At 58.8% G+C, this 19,839-nt stretch carries 25 protein-coding genes and 1 tRNA gene; 17 read left to right on the forward strand and 9 right to left on the reverse strand.

Annotated elements, in window-relative coordinates; translation table 11 throughout:
• The first annotated feature begins 28 nt into the window (after nt 1–28).
• The 6 genes from AC1DVE_RS03590 (at nt 29) to AC1DVE_RS03615 (ending at nt 6,061) form a co-directional block, all read left to right on the forward strand.
• A complete protein-coding gene (locus AC1DVE_RS03590) occupies nt 29–1,582 on the forward strand; it encodes a sugar ABC transporter ATP-binding protein (RefSeq protein ID WP_477783749.1) in 1,554 nt (517 codons plus the stop codon).
• Complete coding sequence (locus tag AC1DVE_RS03595; RefSeq protein WP_150752675.1) at nt 1,579–2,556, forward strand: ABC transporter permease; 978 nt, start codon at nt 1,579–1,581, stop codon at nt 2,554–2,556. Before AC1DVE_RS03590 ends, AC1DVE_RS03595 begins: the two co-directional genes overlap by 4 nt.
• Nucleotides 2,557–2,559: 3 nt before the next feature.
• Complete coding sequence (locus AC1DVE_RS03600; protein WP_223532637.1) at nt 2,560–3,579, forward strand: LacI family DNA-binding transcriptional regulator; 1,020 nt, start codon at nt 2,560–2,562, stop codon at nt 3,577–3,579.
• 91 nt (nt 3,580–3,670) lie between these two features.
• Nucleotides 3,671–4,588, forward strand: a complete 918-nt coding sequence (rbsK, locus tag AC1DVE_RS03605) for a ribokinase (RefSeq protein ID WP_223532639.1) — start codon at nt 3,671–3,673, stop codon at nt 4,586–4,588.
• On the forward strand, nt 4,585–4,989 hold the full coding sequence (gene rbsD / locus AC1DVE_RS03610) for a D-ribose pyranase (protein WP_223454350.1): 405 nt from the start codon (nt 4,585–4,587) through the stop codon (nt 4,987–4,989). The genes rbsK and rbsD overlap by 4 nt, the downstream gene beginning before the upstream one ends.
• Nucleotides 4,990–5,083: 94 nt before the next feature.
• Nucleotides 5,084–6,061: a nucleoside hydrolase gene (locus AC1DVE_RS03615; RefSeq protein ID WP_223454352.1), complete on the forward strand. Its 978-nt coding sequence runs from the start codon at nt 5,084–5,086 to the stop codon at nt 6,059–6,061.
• A gap of 43 nt (nt 6,062–6,104) precedes the next feature.
• On the opposite strand, the gene AC1DVE_RS03620 is transcribed toward AC1DVE_RS03615, so the two are convergent.
• Nucleotides 6,105–6,296: a hypothetical protein gene (locus AC1DVE_RS03620; RefSeq protein WP_046041585.1), complete on the reverse strand. Its 192-nt coding sequence runs from the start codon at nt 6,294–6,296 to the stop codon at nt 6,105–6,107.
• A gap of 132 nt (nt 6,297–6,428) precedes the next feature.
• Here AC1DVE_RS03620 and AC1DVE_RS03625 point away from each other — a divergent pair, with 132 nt between their 5' ends.
• Nucleotides 6,429–6,734, forward strand: a complete 306-nt coding sequence (locus tag AC1DVE_RS03625) for a hypothetical protein (RefSeq protein WP_150727144.1) — start codon at nt 6,429–6,431, stop codon at nt 6,732–6,734.
• Between the two features lie 433 nt (nt 6,735–7,167).
• Nucleotides 7,168–7,488 (forward strand): I78 family peptidase inhibitor, encoded by a 321-nt coding sequence (locus AC1DVE_RS03630; RefSeq protein ID WP_223454354.1) that lies wholly within the window; start codon nt 7,168–7,170, stop codon nt 7,486–7,488.
• Between the two features lie 70 nt (nt 7,489–7,558).
• Here the strand turns inward: AC1DVE_RS03630 and AC1DVE_RS03635 are convergent, their stop codons facing one another.
• Together AC1DVE_RS03635 and AC1DVE_RS03640 are read right to left on the reverse strand one after the other, a co-directional pair.
• Entirely contained in the window at nt 7,559–7,771 is a 213-nt protein-coding gene (locus AC1DVE_RS03635) for a cold-shock protein (protein ID WP_003179963.1), read from the reverse strand.
• 291 nt (nt 7,772–8,062) lie between these two features.
• Nucleotides 8,063–8,362 carry a hypothetical protein gene (locus tag AC1DVE_RS03640; RefSeq protein WP_477783750.1) on the reverse strand — a complete coding sequence of 100 codons (300 nt, stop codon included), beginning with the start codon at nt 8,360–8,362 and terminating at the stop codon, nt 8,063–8,065.
• Between the two features lie 383 nt (nt 8,363–8,745).
• Here AC1DVE_RS03640 and thrS point away from each other — a divergent pair, with 383 nt between their 5' ends.
• From thrS to AC1DVE_RS03685, 9 genes are all read left to right on the forward strand, one after another.
• Nucleotides 8,746–10,668 (forward strand): threonine--tRNA ligase, encoded by a 1,923-nt coding sequence (gene thrS, locus AC1DVE_RS03645; RefSeq protein WP_477783751.1) that lies wholly within the window; start codon nt 8,746–8,748, stop codon nt 10,666–10,668.
• Entirely contained in the window at nt 10,668–11,219 is a 552-nt protein-coding gene (gene infC, locus AC1DVE_RS03650) for a translation initiation factor IF-3 (RefSeq protein WP_172668659.1), read from the forward strand. Before thrS ends, infC begins: the two co-directional genes overlap by 1 nt.
• A gap of 60 nt (nt 11,220–11,279) precedes the next feature.
• On the forward strand, nt 11,280–11,474 hold the full coding sequence (rpmI, locus tag AC1DVE_RS03655) for a 50S ribosomal protein L35 (RefSeq protein WP_002553160.1): 195 nt from the start codon (nt 11,280–11,282) through the stop codon (nt 11,472–11,474).
• Nucleotides 11,475–11,502: 28 nt separating this feature from the next.
• Nucleotides 11,503–11,859, forward strand: coding sequence for a 50S ribosomal protein L20 (gene rplT, locus AC1DVE_RS03660; protein WP_007905879.1), 357 nt, complete (start codon nt 11,503–11,505; stop codon nt 11,857–11,859).
• A 109-nt stretch (nt 11,860–11,968) separates the two neighbouring features.
• Entirely contained in the window at nt 11,969–12,985 is a 1,017-nt protein-coding gene (gene pheS, locus AC1DVE_RS03665) for a phenylalanine--tRNA ligase subunit alpha (RefSeq protein WP_007975711.1), read from the forward strand.
• Nucleotides 12,986–13,011: 26 nt separating this feature from the next.
• Entirely contained in the window at nt 13,012–15,390 is a 2,379-nt protein-coding gene (gene pheT / locus AC1DVE_RS03670) for a phenylalanine--tRNA ligase subunit beta (protein ID WP_477783752.1), read from the forward strand.
• A 3-nt stretch (nt 15,391–15,393) separates the two neighbouring features.
• Entirely contained in the window at nt 15,394–15,696 is a 303-nt protein-coding gene (ihfA, locus tag AC1DVE_RS03675; protein ID WP_002553164.1) for an integration host factor subunit alpha, read from the forward strand.
• Nucleotides 15,677–16,033, forward strand: a complete 357-nt coding sequence (locus tag AC1DVE_RS03680; RefSeq protein WP_003179985.1) for a MerR family transcriptional regulator — start codon at nt 15,677–15,679, stop codon at nt 16,031–16,033. Before ihfA ends, AC1DVE_RS03680 begins: the two co-directional genes overlap by 20 nt.
• 89 nt (nt 16,034–16,122) lie before the next feature.
• Nucleotides 16,123–16,199, forward strand: a tRNA-Pro gene (locus tag AC1DVE_RS03685).
• A 78-nt stretch (nt 16,200–16,277) separates the two neighbouring features.
• Here AC1DVE_RS03685 and AC1DVE_RS03690 read toward each other — a convergent pair.
• From AC1DVE_RS03690 to AC1DVE_RS03715, 6 genes are all read right to left on the reverse strand, one after another.
• Nucleotides 16,278–17,441 carry a tyrosine-type recombinase/integrase gene (locus AC1DVE_RS03690; RefSeq protein WP_477783784.1) on the reverse strand — a complete coding sequence of 388 codons (1,164 nt, stop codon included), beginning with the start codon at nt 17,439–17,441 and terminating at the stop codon, nt 16,278–16,280.
• On the reverse strand, nt 17,327–17,746 hold the full coding sequence (locus tag AC1DVE_RS03695) for a hypothetical protein (RefSeq protein ID WP_323626311.1): 420 nt from the start codon (nt 17,744–17,746) through the stop codon (nt 17,327–17,329). The genes AC1DVE_RS03690 and AC1DVE_RS03695 overlap by 115 nt, the downstream gene beginning before the upstream one ends.
• Before the next feature lie 35 nt (nt 17,747–17,781).
• A complete protein-coding gene (locus tag AC1DVE_RS03700; RefSeq protein ID WP_477783753.1) occupies nt 17,782–18,516 on the reverse strand; it encodes a metallophosphoesterase in 735 nt (244 codons plus the stop codon).
• 49 nt (nt 18,517–18,565) lie between these two features.
• Nucleotides 18,566–18,883: a hypothetical protein gene (locus AC1DVE_RS03705; RefSeq protein ID WP_477783754.1), complete on the reverse strand. Its 318-nt coding sequence runs from the start codon at nt 18,881–18,883 to the stop codon at nt 18,566–18,568.
• Nucleotides 18,884–18,944: 61 nt separating this feature from the next.
• Nucleotides 18,945–19,385: a hypothetical protein gene (locus AC1DVE_RS03710; protein WP_477783755.1), complete on the reverse strand. Its 441-nt coding sequence runs from the start codon at nt 19,383–19,385 to the stop codon at nt 18,945–18,947.
• The gene (locus AC1DVE_RS03715; RefSeq protein ID WP_477783756.1) at nt 19,382–19,807 is read right to left on the reverse strand and encodes a hypothetical protein; all 426 of its coding nucleotides are present in this window, start codon (nt 19,805–19,807) and stop codon (nt 19,382–19,384) included. The genes AC1DVE_RS03710 and AC1DVE_RS03715 overlap by 4 nt, the downstream gene beginning before the upstream one ends.
• Between the last annotated feature and the right edge of the window lie 32 nt (nt 19,808–19,839).

A 19,839-nucleotide genomic window follows, 5' to 3' on the forward strand; every position in this document is an offset into this window, starting at 1 on the left:
CAGCCGGACGAGCGCATGGAGAGTTTTTATGTCAGTTTGCACTCCGAACGCTGTCCTCTCGGTCAGCGGTATCGGCAAGACCTACGCCCAACCGGTCCTGGCCGGCATCGACCTGACGCTCATGCGCGGGGAAGTGCTGGCGTTGACCGGCGAGAACGGTGCAGGCAAAAGCACGCTTTCGAAGATTATTGGCGGGCTGGTCACGCCGACCGCCGGCCAGATGCAGTTTCAGGGGCAGGACTATCGTCCGGGTAGTCGGGCTCAGGCTGAAGCGCTGGGTATCCGCATGGTCATGCAGGAGCTCAATCTGCTGCCGACCTTGTCGGTGGCGGAAAACCTGTTTCTCGACAACCTGCCCAGCAAAGGCGGCTGGATCAGTCGCAAGCAGTTGCGCAAGGCTGCCATCGAGGCCATGGCGCATGTCGGGCTCGACGCCATTGACCCGGATACTCTGGTCGGCGAACTGGGTATCGGCCACCAGCAAATGGTCGAGATCGCCCGCAACCTGATTGGCGATTGTCATGTGCTGATTCTCGACGAGCCGACCGCGATGCTCACTGCACGCGAAGTCGAAATGCTGTTCGAGCAGATCACCCGCCTGCAGGCGCGCGGCGTATCGATCATCTATATCTCCCATCGCCTCGAAGAACTTGCGCGAGTCGCGCAACGCATTGCCGTGCTGCGCGATGGCAACCTGGTTTGTGTCGAGCCGATGGCCAACTACAACAGCGAGCAACTGGTCACGCTGATGGTCGGTCGCGAGCTTGGCGAACACATCGATTTGGGGGCGCGCAAGATCGGCGCTCCGGCGTTGACGGTCAAGGGCCTGAGCCGTGCCGACAAGGTTCGCGACGTGTCGTTCGAAGTCCGTGCCGGAGAGATTTTCGGCATTTCCGGTTTGATCGGCGCGGGGCGCACCGAATTGCTGCGTCTGATCTTCGGTGCCGATATCGCCGACAGCGGCACGATTGCCCTGGGGGCGCCGGCGCAGGTCATCAATGTGCGTTCGCCGGTGGATGCGGTCGGGTATGGCATCGCGTTGATCACTGAAGATCGCAAGGGTGAAGGTCTTTTGTTGACGCAGTCGATCAGCGCCAATATCGCCTTGGGCAACATGCCCGGCATCTCCAGTGCGGGGTTTGTCGACAACGATGGCGAAAGCGCCCTGGCCCAGCGTCAGATCGACGCCATGCGCATTCGCAGTTCCGGTCCGGCACAGCTGGTGTCCGAGCTGTCCGGCGGCAATCAGCAGAAGGTCGTCATCGGCCGTTGGCTGGAGCGCGATTGCTCGGTGCTGCTGTTCGACGAGCCGACCCGCGGCATCGACGTCGGCGCCAAGTTCGATATCTACAACCTGCTCGGCGAGTTGACCCGCCAGGGCAAGGCGCTGGTGGTGGTCTCCAGCGACTTGCGCGAGCTGATGCTGATCTGCGACCGGATCGGCGTGCTTTCGGCGGGGAGGCTGATCGATACATTCGATCGCGACAACTGGACCCAGGATGAGTTGCTCGCCGCTGCTTTCGTCGGCTACCAAAAACGTGATGCGCAGCTCTTTGAAGCCGCGCCTAGGGATCTTCCATGAAAACCGCTTCTTTCGCCGGCACACGCAGTGGCAACTTCTACGGCCTGGGCACCTATCTGGGCCTGGCGGGTGCCTTGTTGGCGATGATCGTGCTGTTCTCGGTGCTGAGCAGTCACTTCCTGTCCTACGATACTTTCAGCACCCTGGCCAACCAGATTCCGGACCTGATGGTGCTGGCGGTCGGCATGACCTTTGTGTTGATCATCGGAGGCATCGACCTGTCGGTAGGCTCGGTGCTGGCGCTGGCGGCCTCGACCGTGAGCGTGGCGATTCTTGGATGGGGCTGGGGCGTGCTGCCGGCGGCGCTGCTGGGCATGGCCGTCGCGGCGCTCGCCGGTACCATCACCGGCTCGATCACTGTGGCGTGGCGGATTCCGTCGTTCATCGTGTCCCTGGGCGTGCTGGAAATGGCTCGCGGGGTGGCGTACCAGATGACCGGTTCGCGTACGGCCTATATCGGCGATGCGTTCGCCTGGTTGTCCAATCCGATCGCCTTCGGCATTTCACCGTCGTTCATCATTGCGTTGCTGATCATTTTCATCGCCCAGGCCGTGTTGACCCGCACGGTGTTCGGTCGCTACCTGATCGGTATCGGCACCAACGAAGAGGCCGTGCGACTGGCGGGGATCAATCCGAAGCCTTACAAAATCCTGGTCTTCAGCCTGATGGGGTTGCTGGCCGGTATTGCCGCGTTGTTCCAGATTTCTCGCCTGGAAGCCGCCGACCCGAATGCTGGCTCCGGCCTTGAGTTGCAGGTGATCGCAGCCGTCGTGATCGGCGGGACCAGCCTGATGGGCGGGCGCGGTTCGGTGATCAGCACGTTTTTTGGCGTCCTGATTATTTCCGTGCTGGCCGCGGGGCTGGCGCAGATCGGGGCAACCGAGCCGACCAAACGCATCATTACCGGCGCGGTGATCGTGGTGGCGGTGGTGCTGGATACTTATCGCAGTCAACGCGCAAGCCGGCGGACCTGAGTCATGGCGACTATCAAAGATGTGGCAGCCCTTGCCGGCATTTCCTACACCACGGTGTCCCATGTGGTGAACAAGACCCGCCCGGTCAGTGAAGAAGTCCGGATCAAGGTCGAGGCGGCAATCCAGACCCTCGACTACGTCCCCAGCGCCGTGGCCCGTTCGCTCAAGGCCAAGACCACGGCGACCATCGGCCTGTTGGTGCCCAACAGCCTCAACCCGTATTTCGCCGAACTGGCCCGAGGTATCGAGGATTACTGCGAGCGAAACGGTTACTGCGTCATCCTGTGCAACTCCGACGACAATCCGGACAAGCAGCGCAGTTACCTGCGTGTGCTGCTGGAAAAACGCATCGACGGCCTGATTGTCGCCTCGGCCGGTGGCGACAGTGGCTTGGCACAAGGCCTGAAAGGCGTCCGCACACCCATGGTGATCGTCGACCGCGGACTGGACGGTGTCGATGCGGACCTGGTGCGCATAGACCATGAATACGGCGCGTATCTGGCGACCCGGCATCTGCTGGAGTTGGGACACCGGGATATCGCCACGATCAGCGGGCCGGAAAACACCAGTGTGGCGCAGATGCGTCTGGCGGGTTATCGCCGGGCCTTGAAGGAGGCGGGCGTCGAAGTCTCTCCCGGGCGCATGCTGGAAAGCGATTTCACCAGCACCGGCGGTTACAGCGCCGCCGCGATTTTGCTGGAAAGCAATCCGCCTAGCGCCATTTTTGCGGCCAACGACATGATCGGCATCGGCGTGCTACGGGCCGCCGCCGAGCGCAATATTCGCGTACCGAGCGAGTTGTCGGTGATCGGCTTCGACGATATCCAGATGAGTCGGTATGTCTACCCGTCGTTGACCACGGTCGGGCAATCGATCCTGCAGCTCGGCGAAATGGCCGCCGAAGTGCTTTTACGGCGAATCGCCACGCCGGGCCTGGCGACCGATCAGCGGATCGTGACGCCGAGTATCGTCATGCGCGAATCGACGGCGCCGCTGGCCGGCGTGTTTGCCCAATTCCGTTGAAACAAAAAGCCGTTGAAAACAGAGAGCCGTTGAAAACAGAAAGCCGCTGAACCCACAGCGCCGCCGAAACAGAATCGATGAGTAGCAACGTATGCCAGCAAAAGTAGTAGTAATAGGCAGTTTGAACATGGACCTGGTGACCCGGGCGCCACGCTTGCCCAAGGGCGGTGAAACGCTGATTGGCGAGTCGTTTACCACCGTCTCCGGCGGCAAGGGCGCCAATCAGGCCGTGGCTGCGGCGCGGCTGGGAGCCCAGGTGTCGATGATCGGGTGCGTGGGCAGTGACGCTTATGGTGAGGCGTTGCGCGGGGCGCTGTTGGCCGAGCAGATCGATTGTCAGGCGGTCAGTACCGTTGAGGGTTCCAGCGGCGTGGCGTTGATTGTGGTCGATGACAGCAGTCAGAACAGCATCGTGATCGTCCCCGGTGCCAACGGTGCATTGACCGCTGAAGCCATTGACCGTTTTGATTCGGTGATACGCGCGGCGGACGTGCTCATCTGTCAGCTGGAAGTGCCCGATGCTTCTGTTGGTCATGCGCTCAAGCGCGGCCGCGAGCTGGGCAAGACGGTCATCCTCAACCCGGCACCGGCCAGCCGTCCGCTGCCAGCGGACTGGTACGCGTCTATCGATTACCTGATTCCCAACGAAAGCGAAGCGTCGGCCCTGAGCGGTCTGTCGGTAGACTCCCTGGAAACCGCACAAGCCGCGGCGACCCGCCTGATTGCCCTGGGCGCCGGCAAGGTGATCATCACCCTCGGTGCGCAAGGTTCGCTGTTTGCCGATGGCCTACGCTTCGAACATTTCCCCGCGCCCGCGGTAAAGGCTGTCGATACCACGGCGGCCGGCGATACGTTCGTCGGCGGCTTCGCGGCGGCCTTGGCCGCGGGTAACGATGAGGCGCAGGCGATCCGCTTCGGACAGGTGGCCGCGGCGCTGTCGGTCACCCGTGCCGGCGCGCAACCGTCGATTCCCGCCTTGAGCGATGTACAGGCGTTTAAAATCCCATGAAAAAGACACCCCTGCTCAACATTGCGCTGTCACGGCTGATCGCTTCATTGGGGCATGGCGACAGGGTCGTCATCGGGGATGCGGGGCTGCCGGTTCCACCGGGCGTTGAATTGATCGACCTGGCCTTGACCCATGGCATTCCGGATTTTGTCAGCACCTTGAAGGTCGTGCTCAGCGAGATGCAGGTCGAAAGCCATGTGCTGGCTCAGGAAATCTTCGATAAAAAGCCGTCGGCCCTGGTCGCGCTGGAGGAGCTGAACGGTGACGGCGCGTTGGGTCGGCGTGAGGTGCTCACCCATGAACAATTCAAGGTCCTGAGCCGACAAGCGAGGGCGATAGTTCGTACAGGCGAGTGCCAGCCGTACTGCAACATTGTGCTGGTCGCCGGCGTTACGTTTTGACTGGCTGTCCGCGTTTTGATGTCCCCGGCACAAGGAGTGCGCCCCGTATCGCTATGCTCAGAAACTGCACCCACTGCTCCGGAGCCTGCTGCTTTTGTCCCTGATTACCGCAACCAACGCCCAGGCGGCACCAAAGATCGACTTGATCATCGACACCGATCCGGGGGCTGACGACGTCGTTGCCCTGTTGTTCGCCCTGGCATCGCCGGACGAGCTGAATGTCCGCGCATTGACCACCGTTGCGGGCAACGTTCGCCTGGACAAGACCTCGCGCAATGCGCGACTGGCCCGGGAGTGGGCGGGGCGCGAAGAGGTTCCGGTCTATGCGGGGGCGCCCAAGCCCCTGATGCGCACACCCATCTACGCCGAGGACATTCATGGCAAGGAAGGGTTGTCGGGCATTGCCGTGCATGAGCCCAGGCAAGGCCTGGCCAAGGGCAGCGCCATCACCTACCTGATTGATACCCTGAAATCGGCCAGGCCTCACAGCATTACCATCGCCATGCTAGGCCCACAGACCAACCTGGCCATGGCGCTGATCCAGGAGCCGGGTATCGTTCAGGGCATCAAGGAAGTGGTGGTCATGGGCGGCGCGCACTTCAACGGCGGCAACATCACACCGGTGGCCGAGTTCAACCTGTTCGCCGACCCGCAAGCGGCCGAAGTGGTGCTCAACAGTGGCGTGAAGCTGACCTACCTGCCGCTGGATGTGACCCACAAGATCCTTACCAGCGAAGCGCGCCTGAACCAGATTGCCGCGTTGAACAACAACGCCAGCCGTCTGGTGGGCGACATTCTCAATGAATACATCAAAGGCGACATGGAACACTACGGCATTGCGGGCGGCCCGGTGCATGACGCCACGGTTGTCGCTTACCTGCTCAAGCCGCAGTTGTTCAGCGGTCGCTCGGTCAACGTGGTGGTCGACAGCCGCGAAGGACCGACCTTTGGACAAACCATCGTCGACTGGTATGACGGCTTGAAAGCGCCAAAGAACGCCTTTTGGGTTGAAAGCGGTGATGCCCAGGGCTTCTTCGATCTGCTGACCGAGCGCCTGGCCCGCCTGAAATAAGCATCATCTCCCGCAGGTGGTTTCACTCCTTCGCGCTAACCGCTTAGGTCTTTTGGTCCGAAAGATGTTTCTCGAAGATCTGCTCGATGAACGATTGGGCGGCTTCGGTTCCAAGGTCCCTGACCAGCAGGTCGATACCGATAATGGCGAGCTCTTCCGTGCTGCTTGGGCTGTAGGAGCTGTGGCCGTCTTGCCACTTGGCCTTGATGTCAGCGTCGATGCTTACGGTGGTCATGATGGCGCTCGTGAGGTCGGGGAAGTCTGAGTGCCGAGTTAACCATTTTGCGGGGCTTTTGACACGTCGACTTAGGCATGAAAGGAGGGCTGTGCGACACTTGGCCTCTGACGAATATTCAAGGAACGCGCTGTGCAGATCGATTTGAACTCCCCGGATGGCCTGACCCTTGAGGCGGTGCGTCAGTTGCTGGCCGGCGCCAGCGACGATGAGCACACCCAGTTGCGGGTCACCAAAGGAGGCATTGCCTACATCTCCTCGGGTGTCGTGGGCGGCACCGATATCGACGGGTTGTTGTTTCGTCTTGAAACCTGGGCCAAGGGCTCAGGCTACGTCGGGCGGGTCGCGGCCAGCGATGAAGTCTGGGTCATGCAAATCTTCAATGCCTTGAAAGAGAACTGGCCCAATCCGCCTTTCGACTATATCGACATCTATTGAACGTTTTTCATATTCAGTCACGATTCAATGATTAAGGGGAGGGCGGCGCTCAGGCAGAATCGCGGCTCGTCCGGATCATGGGCAGGGTGCTAGGGGGCGTTCTCAATTAGTTTCCCCACCGCGTTGTCGCCTTAAAGCTGGCCAGGCAAGGCGTAGGCCGCTGGGAATGGTTGTTCCCTTTCCAAGGCCTGCAACGCAGCATGGCCAGCTTTAAGGCACAACCCGAAGGGCCGGGCCTGCTGTTGTGCAGGGCTGTGTTGCTCGAAGCTGATTTGGAATGACCAAACTGCGCTTCTCACGCCTTGCCCTGCACAACAGCAGACCCGGCGCGGTAGGGAAACTAATTGAGAACGCCCCCTAGTGCTCCCTGTGAAACCAAACGCCAGTCTGGTTGTCGCACGATCTCAGCTTAATCATTGAATAAGGAGGCTTCATGCCTTGGAAGCTCGCGTCATTGGGTACTTTGTTGGCCGTTGCCATGCTGGCCGGTTGCAGCACTACCTCTACGGAGCCGGCAACAACGGATGTTGCGACGACTGACACGGGTCACAGTCGCTGTGAGGCAAAGGCTGCCGAGTTCACCATCGGTAAACAGGCATCGCCGCAGCTGCTTGAGCAGGCGCGTACCCGCGCAGGGGCGCAAAGTGCACGGTTCCTGCTGCCAACCGATATGGTGACGCTGGAGTACCGTTCCGATCGCCTGAACCTGAACACCGATGCCAGCCGGGTAGTGACCCGCGTCAACTGCGGCTGATCGCCCGGCTTTTGTTTCAGCCATAAAAAACCCCGTCACATGGACGGGGTTTTTTTAGTGCGCCTGGAAATTACTCTGGGCGAACTTGAGCAGCTTGCATACCCTTTTGGCCTTTCTCAGCCACGAAGGAAACAGTCTGGCCTTCTTTCAGGCTTTTGAAACCGTCGCTTTCGATAGCTTTGAAGTGTACGAACAGGTCGTCACCGCCACCTTGAGGAGTGATGAAGCCGAAGCCTTTTTCATCGTTGAACCATTTAACGGTGCCGGTTTGGCGATTAGACATGGTGTATCTCCAAGAAACATATATTTTCAGTAGTACTGTGCTGCTCAGGCCAACTGGGCACACCCGAGTATCATAGTCGAAATGTTCGCTTTGGGAGCCCCCCGGGCGAGCTGTTTGCTCTTCTATCGCACACTTTTCGTTGCGCCAAATGGCTGAAGGCCCCGGTTTAAGCGGCTTTTCGCCTAAAAAAGAGCGATTAAAAAAAGCCATAAAAGCTGCATAAATTATGTGAATCAGCAGTTTTTCGGCTGATTTTGGCCTTCGAACCTTCAAAATCTCTACTTGAATGCGTTATTTCTTGGCTTTGCACACCGAGATTTCGGTCAGTGCGCGCTGCGCCAATTCGTTTGATGGCGGTGTTTTCGGGTCCATCAGTTGCGCGATCTCTTGCGTGGTGAATTTCTTCTCCAGGACGTCGGCGCCGCACGCGCAGTGCTTCTGTGCTTCGGACGGGTTGATGCTTTTGCTGGCCGCCTCTGAGCAATCTGTCATGTATTTGGCTTTCAAGCCTGCTGGCCAGGCAGCGTGGGCGCTCAGTGGCAGCAGCAAGGCTAGCGGGGCAGCGATAGCAAAAAGACGGATAAGGCGCATGACTGGAACTCCTTGGGGTCGATATCTGTGGCGATTCTCAGTCAATTTGAGGTGGCTCGTATATCTCAAGTTCACTCCGGGCCTGAAAAGTGAGGAAATCTTCACGGCCTGAATGCGTGCAAGTCGACAACCGTTCATCTGTGCTAGCATGCCCCGCTCGGGCGTTTGCAGGCTCCGACGGACCTTCAGTCCCGGTAGCGGCAGATGCGCGATTAACCCTGATTTGAATCCCAGTCACTCTGGTTCGGTTTTCCGGTTGGCCGCAAGGCTCCTGCCGCTGTAAGGCAGGCGTTCGTCATTGAATGGCCTGGACCGGATCTTGTACTGGCTCATCCCAACCCACGTGACCTTTGGTAGGGGTCACCACTAGGAGAGGAGGCGCCATGCCAACTATTACTCTTCCCGACGGTAGTCAACGTTCATTCGATCACCCGGTTTCCGTAGCCGAGGTCGCCGCATCCATCGGTGCTGGCCTGGCCAAGGCCACCGTCGCCGGCAAGGTCGATGGCAGGCTGGTCGACGCCAGCGACATCATCGACAGCGACGCGTCGCTGCAAATCATCACGCCAAAGGATGAAGAGGGGCTGGAGATCATTCGCCACTCTTGCGCCCACCTGGTTGGCCATGCGGTCAAGCAGTTGTACCCGACCGCCAAGATGGTCATCGGTCCGGTCATCGACGAAGGTTTTTATTACGACATCGCCTTCGAGCGTCCTTTCACCCCGGACGACCTGGCCGCCATCGAACAGCGCATGCAGCAGCTGATCGAGAAAGATTACGACGTGATCAAGAAAGTCACTCCGCGCGCCGAAGTGATCGAAGTGTTCAAGGCCCGTGGCGAAGACTACAAGTTGCGCCTGGTCGAAGACATGCCGAACGAGCAGGCCATGGGCCTGTATTATCACGAAGAATACGTCGACATGTGCCGCGGTCCGCACGTGCCGAACACCCGCTTCCTGAAATCCTTCAAGCTGACCAAGCTGTCCGGCGCCTACTGGCGTGGCGATGCCAAGAACGAGCAATTGCAGCGCGTCTACGGCACCGCATGGGCGGACAAGAAGCAACTGGCGGCTTACATCCAGCGCATTGAAGAAGCCGAAAAGCGCGACCACCGCAAGATCGGCAAGCGCCTGGGCCTGTTCCACACCCAGGAAGAGTCGCCGGGCATGGTGTTCTGGCACCCGAACGGCTGGACTTTGTACCAGGTGCTCGAGCAGTACATGCGCAAGGTTCAGCGCGACAACGGCTACCTGGAAATCAAGACGCCGCAAGTCGTTGACCGCAGCCTGTGGGAGAAATCCGGGCACTGGGCCAACTACGCCGACAACATGTTCAMCACCCAGTCGGAAAACCGCGACTACGCGATCAAGCCAATGAACTGCCCTTGCCACGTGCAGGTGTTCAACCAGGGCCTGAAAAGCTACCGCGAGTTGCCGATGCGCCTGGCTGAGTTTGGTGCATGCCACCGTAACGAGCCATCGGGTGCCTTGCACGGCATCATGCGTGTGCGCGCATTCACCCAGGACGACGCCCACATCTTCTGCACCGAAGAGCAGATGCAGGCCGAGTCCGCCGCGTTTATCAAGCTGACCATGGACGTCTACGCCGATTTCGGCTTTAAAGATGTCGAGATGAAGCTGTCCACTCGTCCGGAAAAACGCGTAGGTTCCGACGAACTTTGGGATCGCGCCGAAGCTGCACTGGCCGCAGCCCTTGATAGCGCGGGCCTGCCGTACGATCTGCAGCCGGGCGAGGGTGCGTTCTACGGTCCGAAGATCGAGTTCTCGCTGAAAGATTGCCTTGGTCGCGTCTGGCAGTGTGGTACCCTGCAGCTCGATTTTAACCTGCCTGTCCGTCTGGGAGCCGAATACGTCTCCGAAGACAACAGCCGCAAGCACCCGGTCATGTTGCACCGGGCGATCCTGGGGTCCTTCGAACGTTTCGTCGGAATTCTGATCGAGCACTACGAGGGTGCATTCCCTGCGTGGCTGGCGCCGACCCAGGCAGTGGTGATGAATATCACTGATAAACAGGCCGATTTTGCCGCTGAAGTTGAAAAAACCCTCAGCGAAAGCGGATTTCGTGCCAAGTCTGACTTGAGAAATGAAAAGATCGGCTTTAAAATCCGCGAGCATACTTTGCTCAAGGTTCCTTATCTCTTGGTTATCGGAGATCGGGAAGTCGAGATGCAGACTGTCGCTGTGCGTACTCGTGAAGGTGCTGACCTGGGCTCGATGCCCGTCGCCCAGTTCGCTGAGTTTCTCGCGCAAGCGGTTTCCCGGCGTGGTCGCCCAGATTCGGAGTAATTATTATTAAGCGTGAAATGAGACAAGATAAACGAGCTGCACCGAAAGCCCCGATCAACGAGAATATCTCGGCACGCGAGGTTCGGTTAATTGGGGCTGAAGGTGAACAGCTTGGGATTGTGTCAATTGAAGACGCGCTTCTTAAGGCTGAAGAGGCCAAGCTGGATCTGGTGGAGATTTCCGCCGATGCAGTACCCCCTGTTTGCAAACTGATGGACTACGGCAAGTCGATCTTCGAAAAGAAGAAGCAGGTTGCTGCGGCCAAGAAAAACCAGAAGCAGATTCAGGTTAAAGAAATCAAGTTTCGTCCAGGGACGGAGGAAGGGGATTACCAGGTAAAACTGCGCAACCTGGTACGTTTCCTGAGTGATGGGGACAGGGCCAAGGTATCCTTGCGATTCCGCGGCCGTGAGATGGCCCACCAGGAGCTGGGGATGGAACTCCTCAAGCGAGTTGAAGGTGACTTGCTCGAGTACGGTTCGGTCGAACAGCATCCTAAGATGGAAGGACGCCAGCTGATCATGGTCATCGCCCCGAAAAAGAAGAAGTAATCAACAGGGCACGGCAGGCCTTCTGATTATGTTTATCAACTGAATGCGGAGTATCCGAACATGCCAAAAATGAAGACCAAAAGTGGTGCTGCTAAGCGGTTTCTGAAAACTGCTAACGGTATCAAGCACAAGCACGCTTTCAAGAGCCACATCCTGACCAAAATGTCGACCAAGCGTAAGCGTCAACTGCGCGGTAGCAGCTTGCTGCATCCGTCTGACGTGGCAAAAGTCGAGCGCATGCTGCGCCTTCGTTAATTTTAGTCAAGAATAGAGGAAGTAACTCATGGCTCGTGTAAAGCGTGGCGTCATTGCCCGTAAGCGTCACAAAAAAATTCTGAAACTTGCTAAAGGCTACTACGGCGCACGCTCCCGCGTATTCCGTGTTGCCAAGCAAGCGGTAATCAAGGCAGGCCAATACGCCTACCGTGACCGTCGTCAGAAAAAACGTCAGTTCCGCGCTCTGTGGATCGCTCGTATCAACGCTGGTGCTCGTATCAACGGTCTGTCCTACAGCCGTTTCATCGCCGGCCTGAAAAAAGCGTCCATCGAGATCGACCGTAAGGTTCTGGCTGATCTGGCAGTGAACGAAAAAGCGGCGTTTGCTGCGATTGTCGAGAAAGCTAAAGCCACCTTGGCTTAAGTACCCCCGACAGTCACCCGGCCTCGCATCTGTGGGGCCAGGTGTTAAACGTCATAAATAGGGGAAGAGCCTTCAAGCTCTTCCCCTATTTTGTATCTGGAGTCTGTACATGGAAAACCTGGATGCGCTCGTCTCTCAAGCACTAGAGGCTGTGCAAAGCGCTGAAGATATCAATGCCCTGGAGCAAATCCGGGTTCACTACCTTGGCAAGAAGGGTGAATTGACTCAGGTGATGAAGACCCTGGGGAATTTGCCGGCAGAAGAGCGTCCGCAGGTCGGTGCGCTGATCAACGTTGCCAAGGAGCGTGTCACAGAGGTCCTTAATGCGCGCAAGGCATTGTTTGAAGAAGCCGATCTGGCTGCCAAACTCTCTGCCGAGTCCATTGACGTGACCCTGCCTGGCCGTGGTCAGACCTCCGGTGGTCTGCATCCGGTTACCCGCACTCTGGAACGCGTCGAACAGTTCTTCACCCGTATTGGCTACGGCATCGCCGAAGGCCCGGAGGTCGAAGACGACTATCACAACTTCGAAGCGCTCAACATCCCAGGCCATCACCCGGCCCGGTCGATGCATGACACCTTCTATTTCAATGCGAACATGCTGTTGCGCACCCATACCTCGCCGGTACAGGTCCGCACCATGGAGTCGAAACAGCCGCCGATCCGCATCGTCTGTCCAGGCCGTGTATACCGCAGCGACTCCGATATCACCCACTCGCCGATGTTCCACCAGGTCGAAGGCTTGCTGATCGATCGCGACATCAATTTCGCCGACCTCAAAGGCACCATCGAAGAGTTCCTGCGGGTGTTCTTCGAAAAGGAACTGGCGGTGCGTTTCCGTCCTTCGTACTTCCCGTTCACCGAGCCATCCGCTGAAGTCGATATGGAATGCGTGATGTGCAGCGGTAAAGGCTGCCGCGTCTGCAAGCAGACCGGCTGGCTGGAAGTGATGGGCTGCGGCATGGTTCACCCGAACGTGCTGCGCATGTCCGGGATCGACCCGGAAGAGTTCTCGGGCTTTGCCTTCGGCATGGGCGTAGAGCGTCTGGCCATGCTGCGTTACGGCGTGAACGACTTGCGTCTGTTCTTCGACAACGACTTGCGGTTCCTCGCGCAATTTCGCTAGTCGTAACGAATTCTTAGGAGAGCAGGATGAAATTCAGTGAACAATGGCTGCGTGGCTGGGTTAGCCCGCAGGTAAGTCGCGACGAGCTGGTTGCCCGTCTGTCGATGGCCGGTCTTGAGGTCGATAGCGTTACGCCGGCCGCCGGTGTTTTCAGTGGCGTGGTCGTTGGCGAGGTGCTGAGCACCGAGCAGCACCCGGATGCCGACAAACTGCGCGTGTGCCAGGTCAGCAACGGTTCGGAAACCTTCCAGGTTGTTTGCGGTGCGCCCAACGTGCGCCCGGGCCTGAAGATTCCTTTCGCCATGATCGGCGCCGAGCTGCCAGGCGACTTCAAGATCAAGAAGGCCAAGCTGCGGGGCGTTGAGTCCAACGGCATGCTGTGCTCGCAATCCGAGCTGCAGGTCGGTGAAGGTCATGACGGTCTGATGGAGCTGCCGGTCGATGCGCCGGTAGGTAAGGATTTCCGCGTTTATCTGGACCTGGAAGACGCCAGCATCGAGGTCGATCTGACCCCGAACCGTGGTGACTGCCTGTCCCTGGCCGGTCTGGCCCGTGAAGTTGGTGCACTGTACGCCGCTGCGGTGGTCCGCCCGGTCGTGGCTTCGGTTCCTGCCGCGCACGATGAAGTGCGTTCGGTAGAAGTGCTGGCGCCCGCCGCATGCCCGCGCTACCTCGGTCGTGTGATTCGTAACGTCGACCTGTCCAAGCCTACGCCACTGTGGATGGTTGAGCGCCTGCGTCGTGCAGATGTGCGCAGCATCGATGCTGCCGTCGACATCACCAACTACGTGATGCTGGAACTGGGTCAGCCGCTGCACGCCTTCGATCTCGCCGAAATCAACGGTGGCATCCGTGTGCGCATGGCCGAAGAGGGTGAGAAGCTGGTGCTGCTCGACGGTCAGGAAGTCAGCCTGCGTAGCGATACGCTGGTGATTGCCGACCACTCCCGCGCACTGGCAATCGCCGGCGTCATGGGTGGCGAGCACAGCGGTGTTTCCGCGACCACCCGTGATGTGTTCCTGGAAAGCGCCTTCTTCGACCAGATCGCCGTAGCAGGCAAGGCCCGTTCCTATGGCCTGCACACCGATGCATCCCATCGCTATGAGCGCGGTGTGGACTGGCAACTGGCCCGCGAAGCCATGGAGCGCGCGACTGGCTTGCTGCTGGAAATCACCGGCGGTGAAGCGGGTCCGATCATCGAGACCGTCAGCGAACAACACCTGCCGAAAATTGCTCCGATCACCCTGCGTGCCCAGCGCATTACCCAGATGCTGGGTATGGAAATGGATTCGGCCGAAGTGGAGTGTCTGCTCAATGCCTTGGGCCTGACCATTACTGCCGACGGGGCAGGGCAGTGGCGTGTGGATGTACCGAGCCATCGCTTCGATATCAGCCTGGAAGTCGACCTGATCGAAGAGCTGGCACGCCTGTACGGCTACAACCGTTTGCCTGTTCGTTATCCGCAAGCGCGTCTCGCGCCGCAAGCCAAGGCAGAAGCCCGTAGCGATTTGCCTGAACTGCGCCGCCTGCTTGTTGCTCGTGGTTATCAGGAAGCAATTACCTACAGCTTCATCGATCCGAAACAGTTCGAACTGTTTAATCCGGGTGTTGAGCCGTTGCTGCTGGCCAATCCGATCTCCAATGACATGGCCGCCATGCGTTCGTCGCTGTGGCCAGGTCTGGTCAAGGCGCTTCAGCACAACCTGAACCGTCAGCAGGATCGCGTGCGTCTGTTCGAAAGCGGCCTGCGTTTCGTTGGCCAGCTTGAAGGTCTGAAGCAAGAGCCGATGTTGGCGGGTGTTGTTTGCGGTAGTCGCCTGCCGGAAGGCTGGGCGCAGGGTCGCGATACCGTCGACTTCTTCGACGTCAAGGCAGACGTGGAAGCGGTTCTGGGTTTTGCCGGTGCCCTGGATGCGTTCACTTTCGTGCCGGGCAAGCACCCAGCGTTGCACCCGGGTCAAACCGCGCGCATCGAGCGTGACGGTCGCCTGGTCGGCTTCATTGGCGCGATCCATCCTGAGTTGTCGAAAACCCTCGGTCTCGACCGTCCGGTCTTCGTCTTCGAGTTGGTTCTGGCGGAAGTCGCGTCGGGCAAAATGCCAAAATTCCACGAGTTATCGCGCTTTCCTGAAGTGCGTCGTGACCTTGCACTGATTGCGCACAAAGACGTTGCAGCCACGGCTGTACTGGATGTAATCCGTGAAAATGCAGGCGAATGGCTGACAGACCTCAGGCTATTTGACGTGTATCAGGGTAAAGGCATTGATCCTGATAGAAAAAGCCTTGCAGTCGGCTTGACCTGGCAGCATCCATCGCGCACTCTTAATGACGATGAGGTGAATACCGCAACGCAAAACATCCTCACCTCGCTCGAACAAAGGTTGAACGCCACGTTAAGGAAGTGACGTATGGGGGCTCTGACGAAAGCTGAGATGGCGGAACGTCTGTATGAAGAGCTGGGCCTGAACAAACGGGAGGCCAAGGAATTGGTCGAACTGTTTTTTGAAGAAATCAGGCACGCTCTCGAAGACAACGAACAAGTCAAATTGTCCGGTTTCGGCAATTTCGACCTTCGGGACAAACGCCAGCGGCCTGGCCGCAATCCGAAAACGGGGGAAGAAATCCCGATCACGGCTCGCCGTGTGGTCACCTTTCGTCCAGGGCAGAAGTTGAAGGCCCGAGTTGAGGCTTATGCTGGAACCAAGTCATAACGACGAGCTCCCCGTCATCCCGGGCAAACGCTACTTCACCATTGGTGAAGTCAGCGAGCTGTGTGCGGTAAAACCACACGTGCTGCGCTACTGGGAGCAGGAGTTTCCTCAACTCAACCCTGTCAAACGCCGCGGAAACCGCCGGTATTATCAGCGCCAGGACGTGCTGATGATCCGGCAGATCCGCGCGCTTCTTTACGATCAGGGGTTCACCATCGGCGGAGCGCGCCTGCGCTTGTCCGGCGATGAAGCCAAAGACGACACCACCCAATACAAGCAAATGATCCGCCAGATGATCGCCGAGCTCGAAGATGTTCTGGTGGTACTCAAGAAATAAATTCCTGCTTTTAAATACTTCCAGTTTTCAAAAGCTTGCGATATATTCTTGAGCGTTCCTCGAGATGAGGAACAGGTTTCACGCCTAGTCGGGGCGTAGCGCAGTCCGGTAGCGCACTAGCATGGGGTGCTAGGGGTCGAGTGTTCGAATCACTCCGTCCCGACCATATTTTTCAATGACTTAGCCCAGATTTCGCGAGTTGGGCTTTTTCATGTGCGTGACTTTTGCGTGACTTCTCGATTTTTCACGCCTGTTTCCTCTTCAAGATTGTCAGGACCGGTCCGCGCGAATCGGTTGCTGATACCATGTTCGCAGCTTCAATCAGATGTTCGAGCTCAGCGCCCGAATAGTGACTGGTGATGCTGCCGTTCTTGTGGCCCAGAAGTGCCTTGCGGTCTTCCTCGGTGACGCCTGCTGCGCGTAGCCGACGGCCAAATGTGTGTTTGAGGTCATGAATCCTGATGGATGCATAACCTGGGTGAGCGGGGCGAAGGTTTTCCTCCTGCCAGAGTTTCGCCGCTCTCACCCGCGCCTTCTTCCAAGCCGAGTCATTCATCCGGTGAATCGCGTTGCCGTTGTAAGGGAAAACCCATTCCTTGCTCTGGCCCCGCTGCTTGTCGATGATCGACTTCGCCACGTTGTTGAGCACGACCAGTCGCTCATCACCGTTTTTCACTCCGGACCGTTCGTGTCTCCCGCCAAAATCAGCCGGTATCAGAAATACACTGGTCCCGAGTTCCGGTACCGAAATCTCCCAATCCCATCGCAGCTTGCAGACTTCCTGCTCCCGGGTGCCGGTGTTCACCTTGAACAGCGCCATCGTTTGTAGGTGAGCCGGCAATTCCGCAAATAGAATCGACTGCTCCTGCCATGACATCGGGTACGGCTTGCGGCTCGACTTCTTCTCTTCCAGCTTCGTGAGCATCGGCACGCTATCCAGCCACGGCCTGCGCTCATCGTCGCGCCACTTCCTGGCACACAAAGATAAAACCCGAACCACACGCTCGATCGAGATATTCACCGTTCTGTTGCTGACACCTTTCTTTACCGCCCCGTCCGCCAGCTTCTTGGTTGCCAACCTGTCCTTGATGAATGGCACCAGGGCCTGGTCATCAATGTGGGTCAGCGGCATGTCGCCTATGAACGGGTCCAGCTGAGAAAGGTGGTGCGCCGAAAGCTTGATTGAAGGCTGGTCTTTGAACTCCAGCAGGAAGCGAGTCGCCGCCTCCCGCCAGATCCTGACCTTCTTTACGCCGTACACCTTCTGCTGGCGGATCTGCTCCAGCCTGAAGATCAGGTAGCGTTCCGCTTCTTCCCGGTCACCAGTTCCAGTGCTTTCGTAAAGTCGTTCTCCGTTGATTTTCTTGTCGATATGCCAGATGCCTTTCCTCTCGGAGAGGCCTGTGATCGATTTTCGCGCCATGATTTATCTCCTTTCAGGCGCTCGCTGCGGGGCAATTGTTGCTCCGGGGCGCGTTTTTTATCAATTGCTTTGGCCTCGACGTACGCCGTTGCCCAGTCATCCAGCTCCTGCCGGTCGAAGCCGACACCGCGCTCGCCGATGGGGAACTCGCTGACATAAGGGCGCACGGTTTTGTCGAACTCGGCGCGGCACATACCCAAGTAGATGGGCGCAGCACCGGCACGGATGAAACGAGGGAGGATGCTTTCGCGCCGGGGCCGGGAGGGCGCCTGCGCTAGTTCTGCAGACATAAGTGCTCCGTACCGCGCTTGGCGGCAGAAGGTGATTAGTCCCAGTCGTGACTGAGCTCGGGATTGATTGGTGGTGTGCACTGAAGCGTGGCGAGATTCAGTAGGGTGAAGTGGCCGTCCATCCATCCGGCTGTGTCGATGTAGTGGACGTTCCCGAGCACGGCCGGTTGGCGCAGCGGGGTGTGGCCAACTACCAAGGCGCGCAGACCTTCAACGTCGCACGTCTCGCCGTCCTGAATACGGCTGCGCGACCACATGCAGCTGTTCTGCACCAGCTTTAACCGCTTGTTGCTCTCTGGCGACTCCAGCTCGGCGCGCAGCTGATCCCATGACGGCACCGGGCAATCGGCGTGAACGATCCCGACCAGCCCGCCCGGCGTCTCGACCTCGATGGCGATCGGCAACTCGGCGAACTGCACGGCGAACTCTTTCTGCTCGAACAGCGACAACCCGGCGAACCATGACCCCCCGTTGTAGACCCAGTTCTCCGCATCGCAGGTGTCGAAGCGGACCACGTAGTCGTCATGGTTGCCGCGCACCGGGTGGAACCATGGCTTGTCCAGCCAGGCGAGCACGTCGCGGCACTCCGGCCCGCGGTCGACCAGATCGCCGACACTGAACAGGCGATCCGCCGACGGATCGAACCCGGCAGCATCAAGCGCGGCCTGTAGCCTGGTGAAGTGCCCATGAATGTCGCCGACCGCGAAATCCCGGCCAGCCGTGTTTGCGGCGAAGCGCTTCACGCGCGACACCTCGATAGTTTCGAGCATGCGAAGTCCTCGCCCGCCGTTCACCGGCAGGCTGGTTGAGTTGTGGGGGTTACAGCTGGATGTGTTCGGCGGGCACGCTGACGGTTTTGCCGAGTTTGGCCCAGACCACTGCGCGGAACACGGCGATGGTTCGGGTTTCGCCGTCCATGCGGTGCCATGGCTCGCGGTCTGTAGCGGCGAGCCATGCGTAGTGGTAACCGCGCTCGACCCACACGCCGTACTTCTCGATGAGTTGCTCGGCGTCGATCTGGGCGAAGAGTTGTAACTGTCCGGCGGCGGGCTGCGGACTGCCCTCGATGGTTTCGATTGCCCAGTGCAGCGCCGGGCCGGCCAGCTCCTCGGTGCGGACGCTGACCACTCTGTTCATCGCCACGGCCCCTTGTAGATGTGCCATAGCATGTAGAGCGGCGCTGCTATTGGTAGGAGGATCATGGCGTCACCTGGTTTATGTTTGACTCAACCCAATTGCGCATCCGCTGCCACCGGCGCTCAGGTGATTCAGCGACCCACTTTCCGCGACCATCAGCCTGCATCTCATAGTCGCCGGGATGCTCGTCGTTCTCGAACACGATTTCTGCGGCCATCGCCTCGGCGATACCGAAGGCTTGCGAAACGCTCTCGCGGCAGTGGGAATCGATACTGCTCATCTCGATTCCGCGCTTGGCGCCCAGGACACCAAGCGTGCAGAACTGGCCATCGGCTTCGAGGGTGTCCGTCACCAGCCGCTTGTCAGGCATGGCATCCATCGCGTCTTTTAGCTCGAGCAGGAACGCCTGTCCGCGCTTGCCATTGAGCGCCGACTTCACGGCGCCCCTCCAGCAGATCAGATCCCATCCTCCGCAATCATCGCTGTATCCGCTGCGGCTCATGGCGTCACCTCGCGGCGTGCCCACTGCACATACGGGCCGTCCTCTGTATCAAAGATCCCCATCAGGAACCACTCGGGCCCTGGTGACTCGGGATTCCAGGCGGTGCACGCGGCATCCTCTTCTGGAAGGTCGTAGGTCTCGTCTCCCGAGTGCCAGCCTTTCACCTCTAACCCTTGTTCTGCTACCCAGGCCCTGTACGGCGCCGGATCTTCGCCGCCATCGAATTCAGGGATGCCCGGGTGCCACCACCAGCCGTCCTTGTCGCGCTTCACTTCGACGGGGCCAAACGACTTCGGACTGTGGTTCTGGCAAGGCATCACGTAGAGAACGTCGGAATATTCGCCGCCGCCAGAGCTGAACTCCATCTGGCAGCCGCACTTCGCCGGCTCGCCGTTCACGAACGTTATCTTTTCTTCAGGCATGACTTCGTCCTTGCCGCTATAGCGGCTGACTT

The sequence above is a fragment of the Pseudomonas sp. P4_B4 genome (assembly GCF_056402255.1).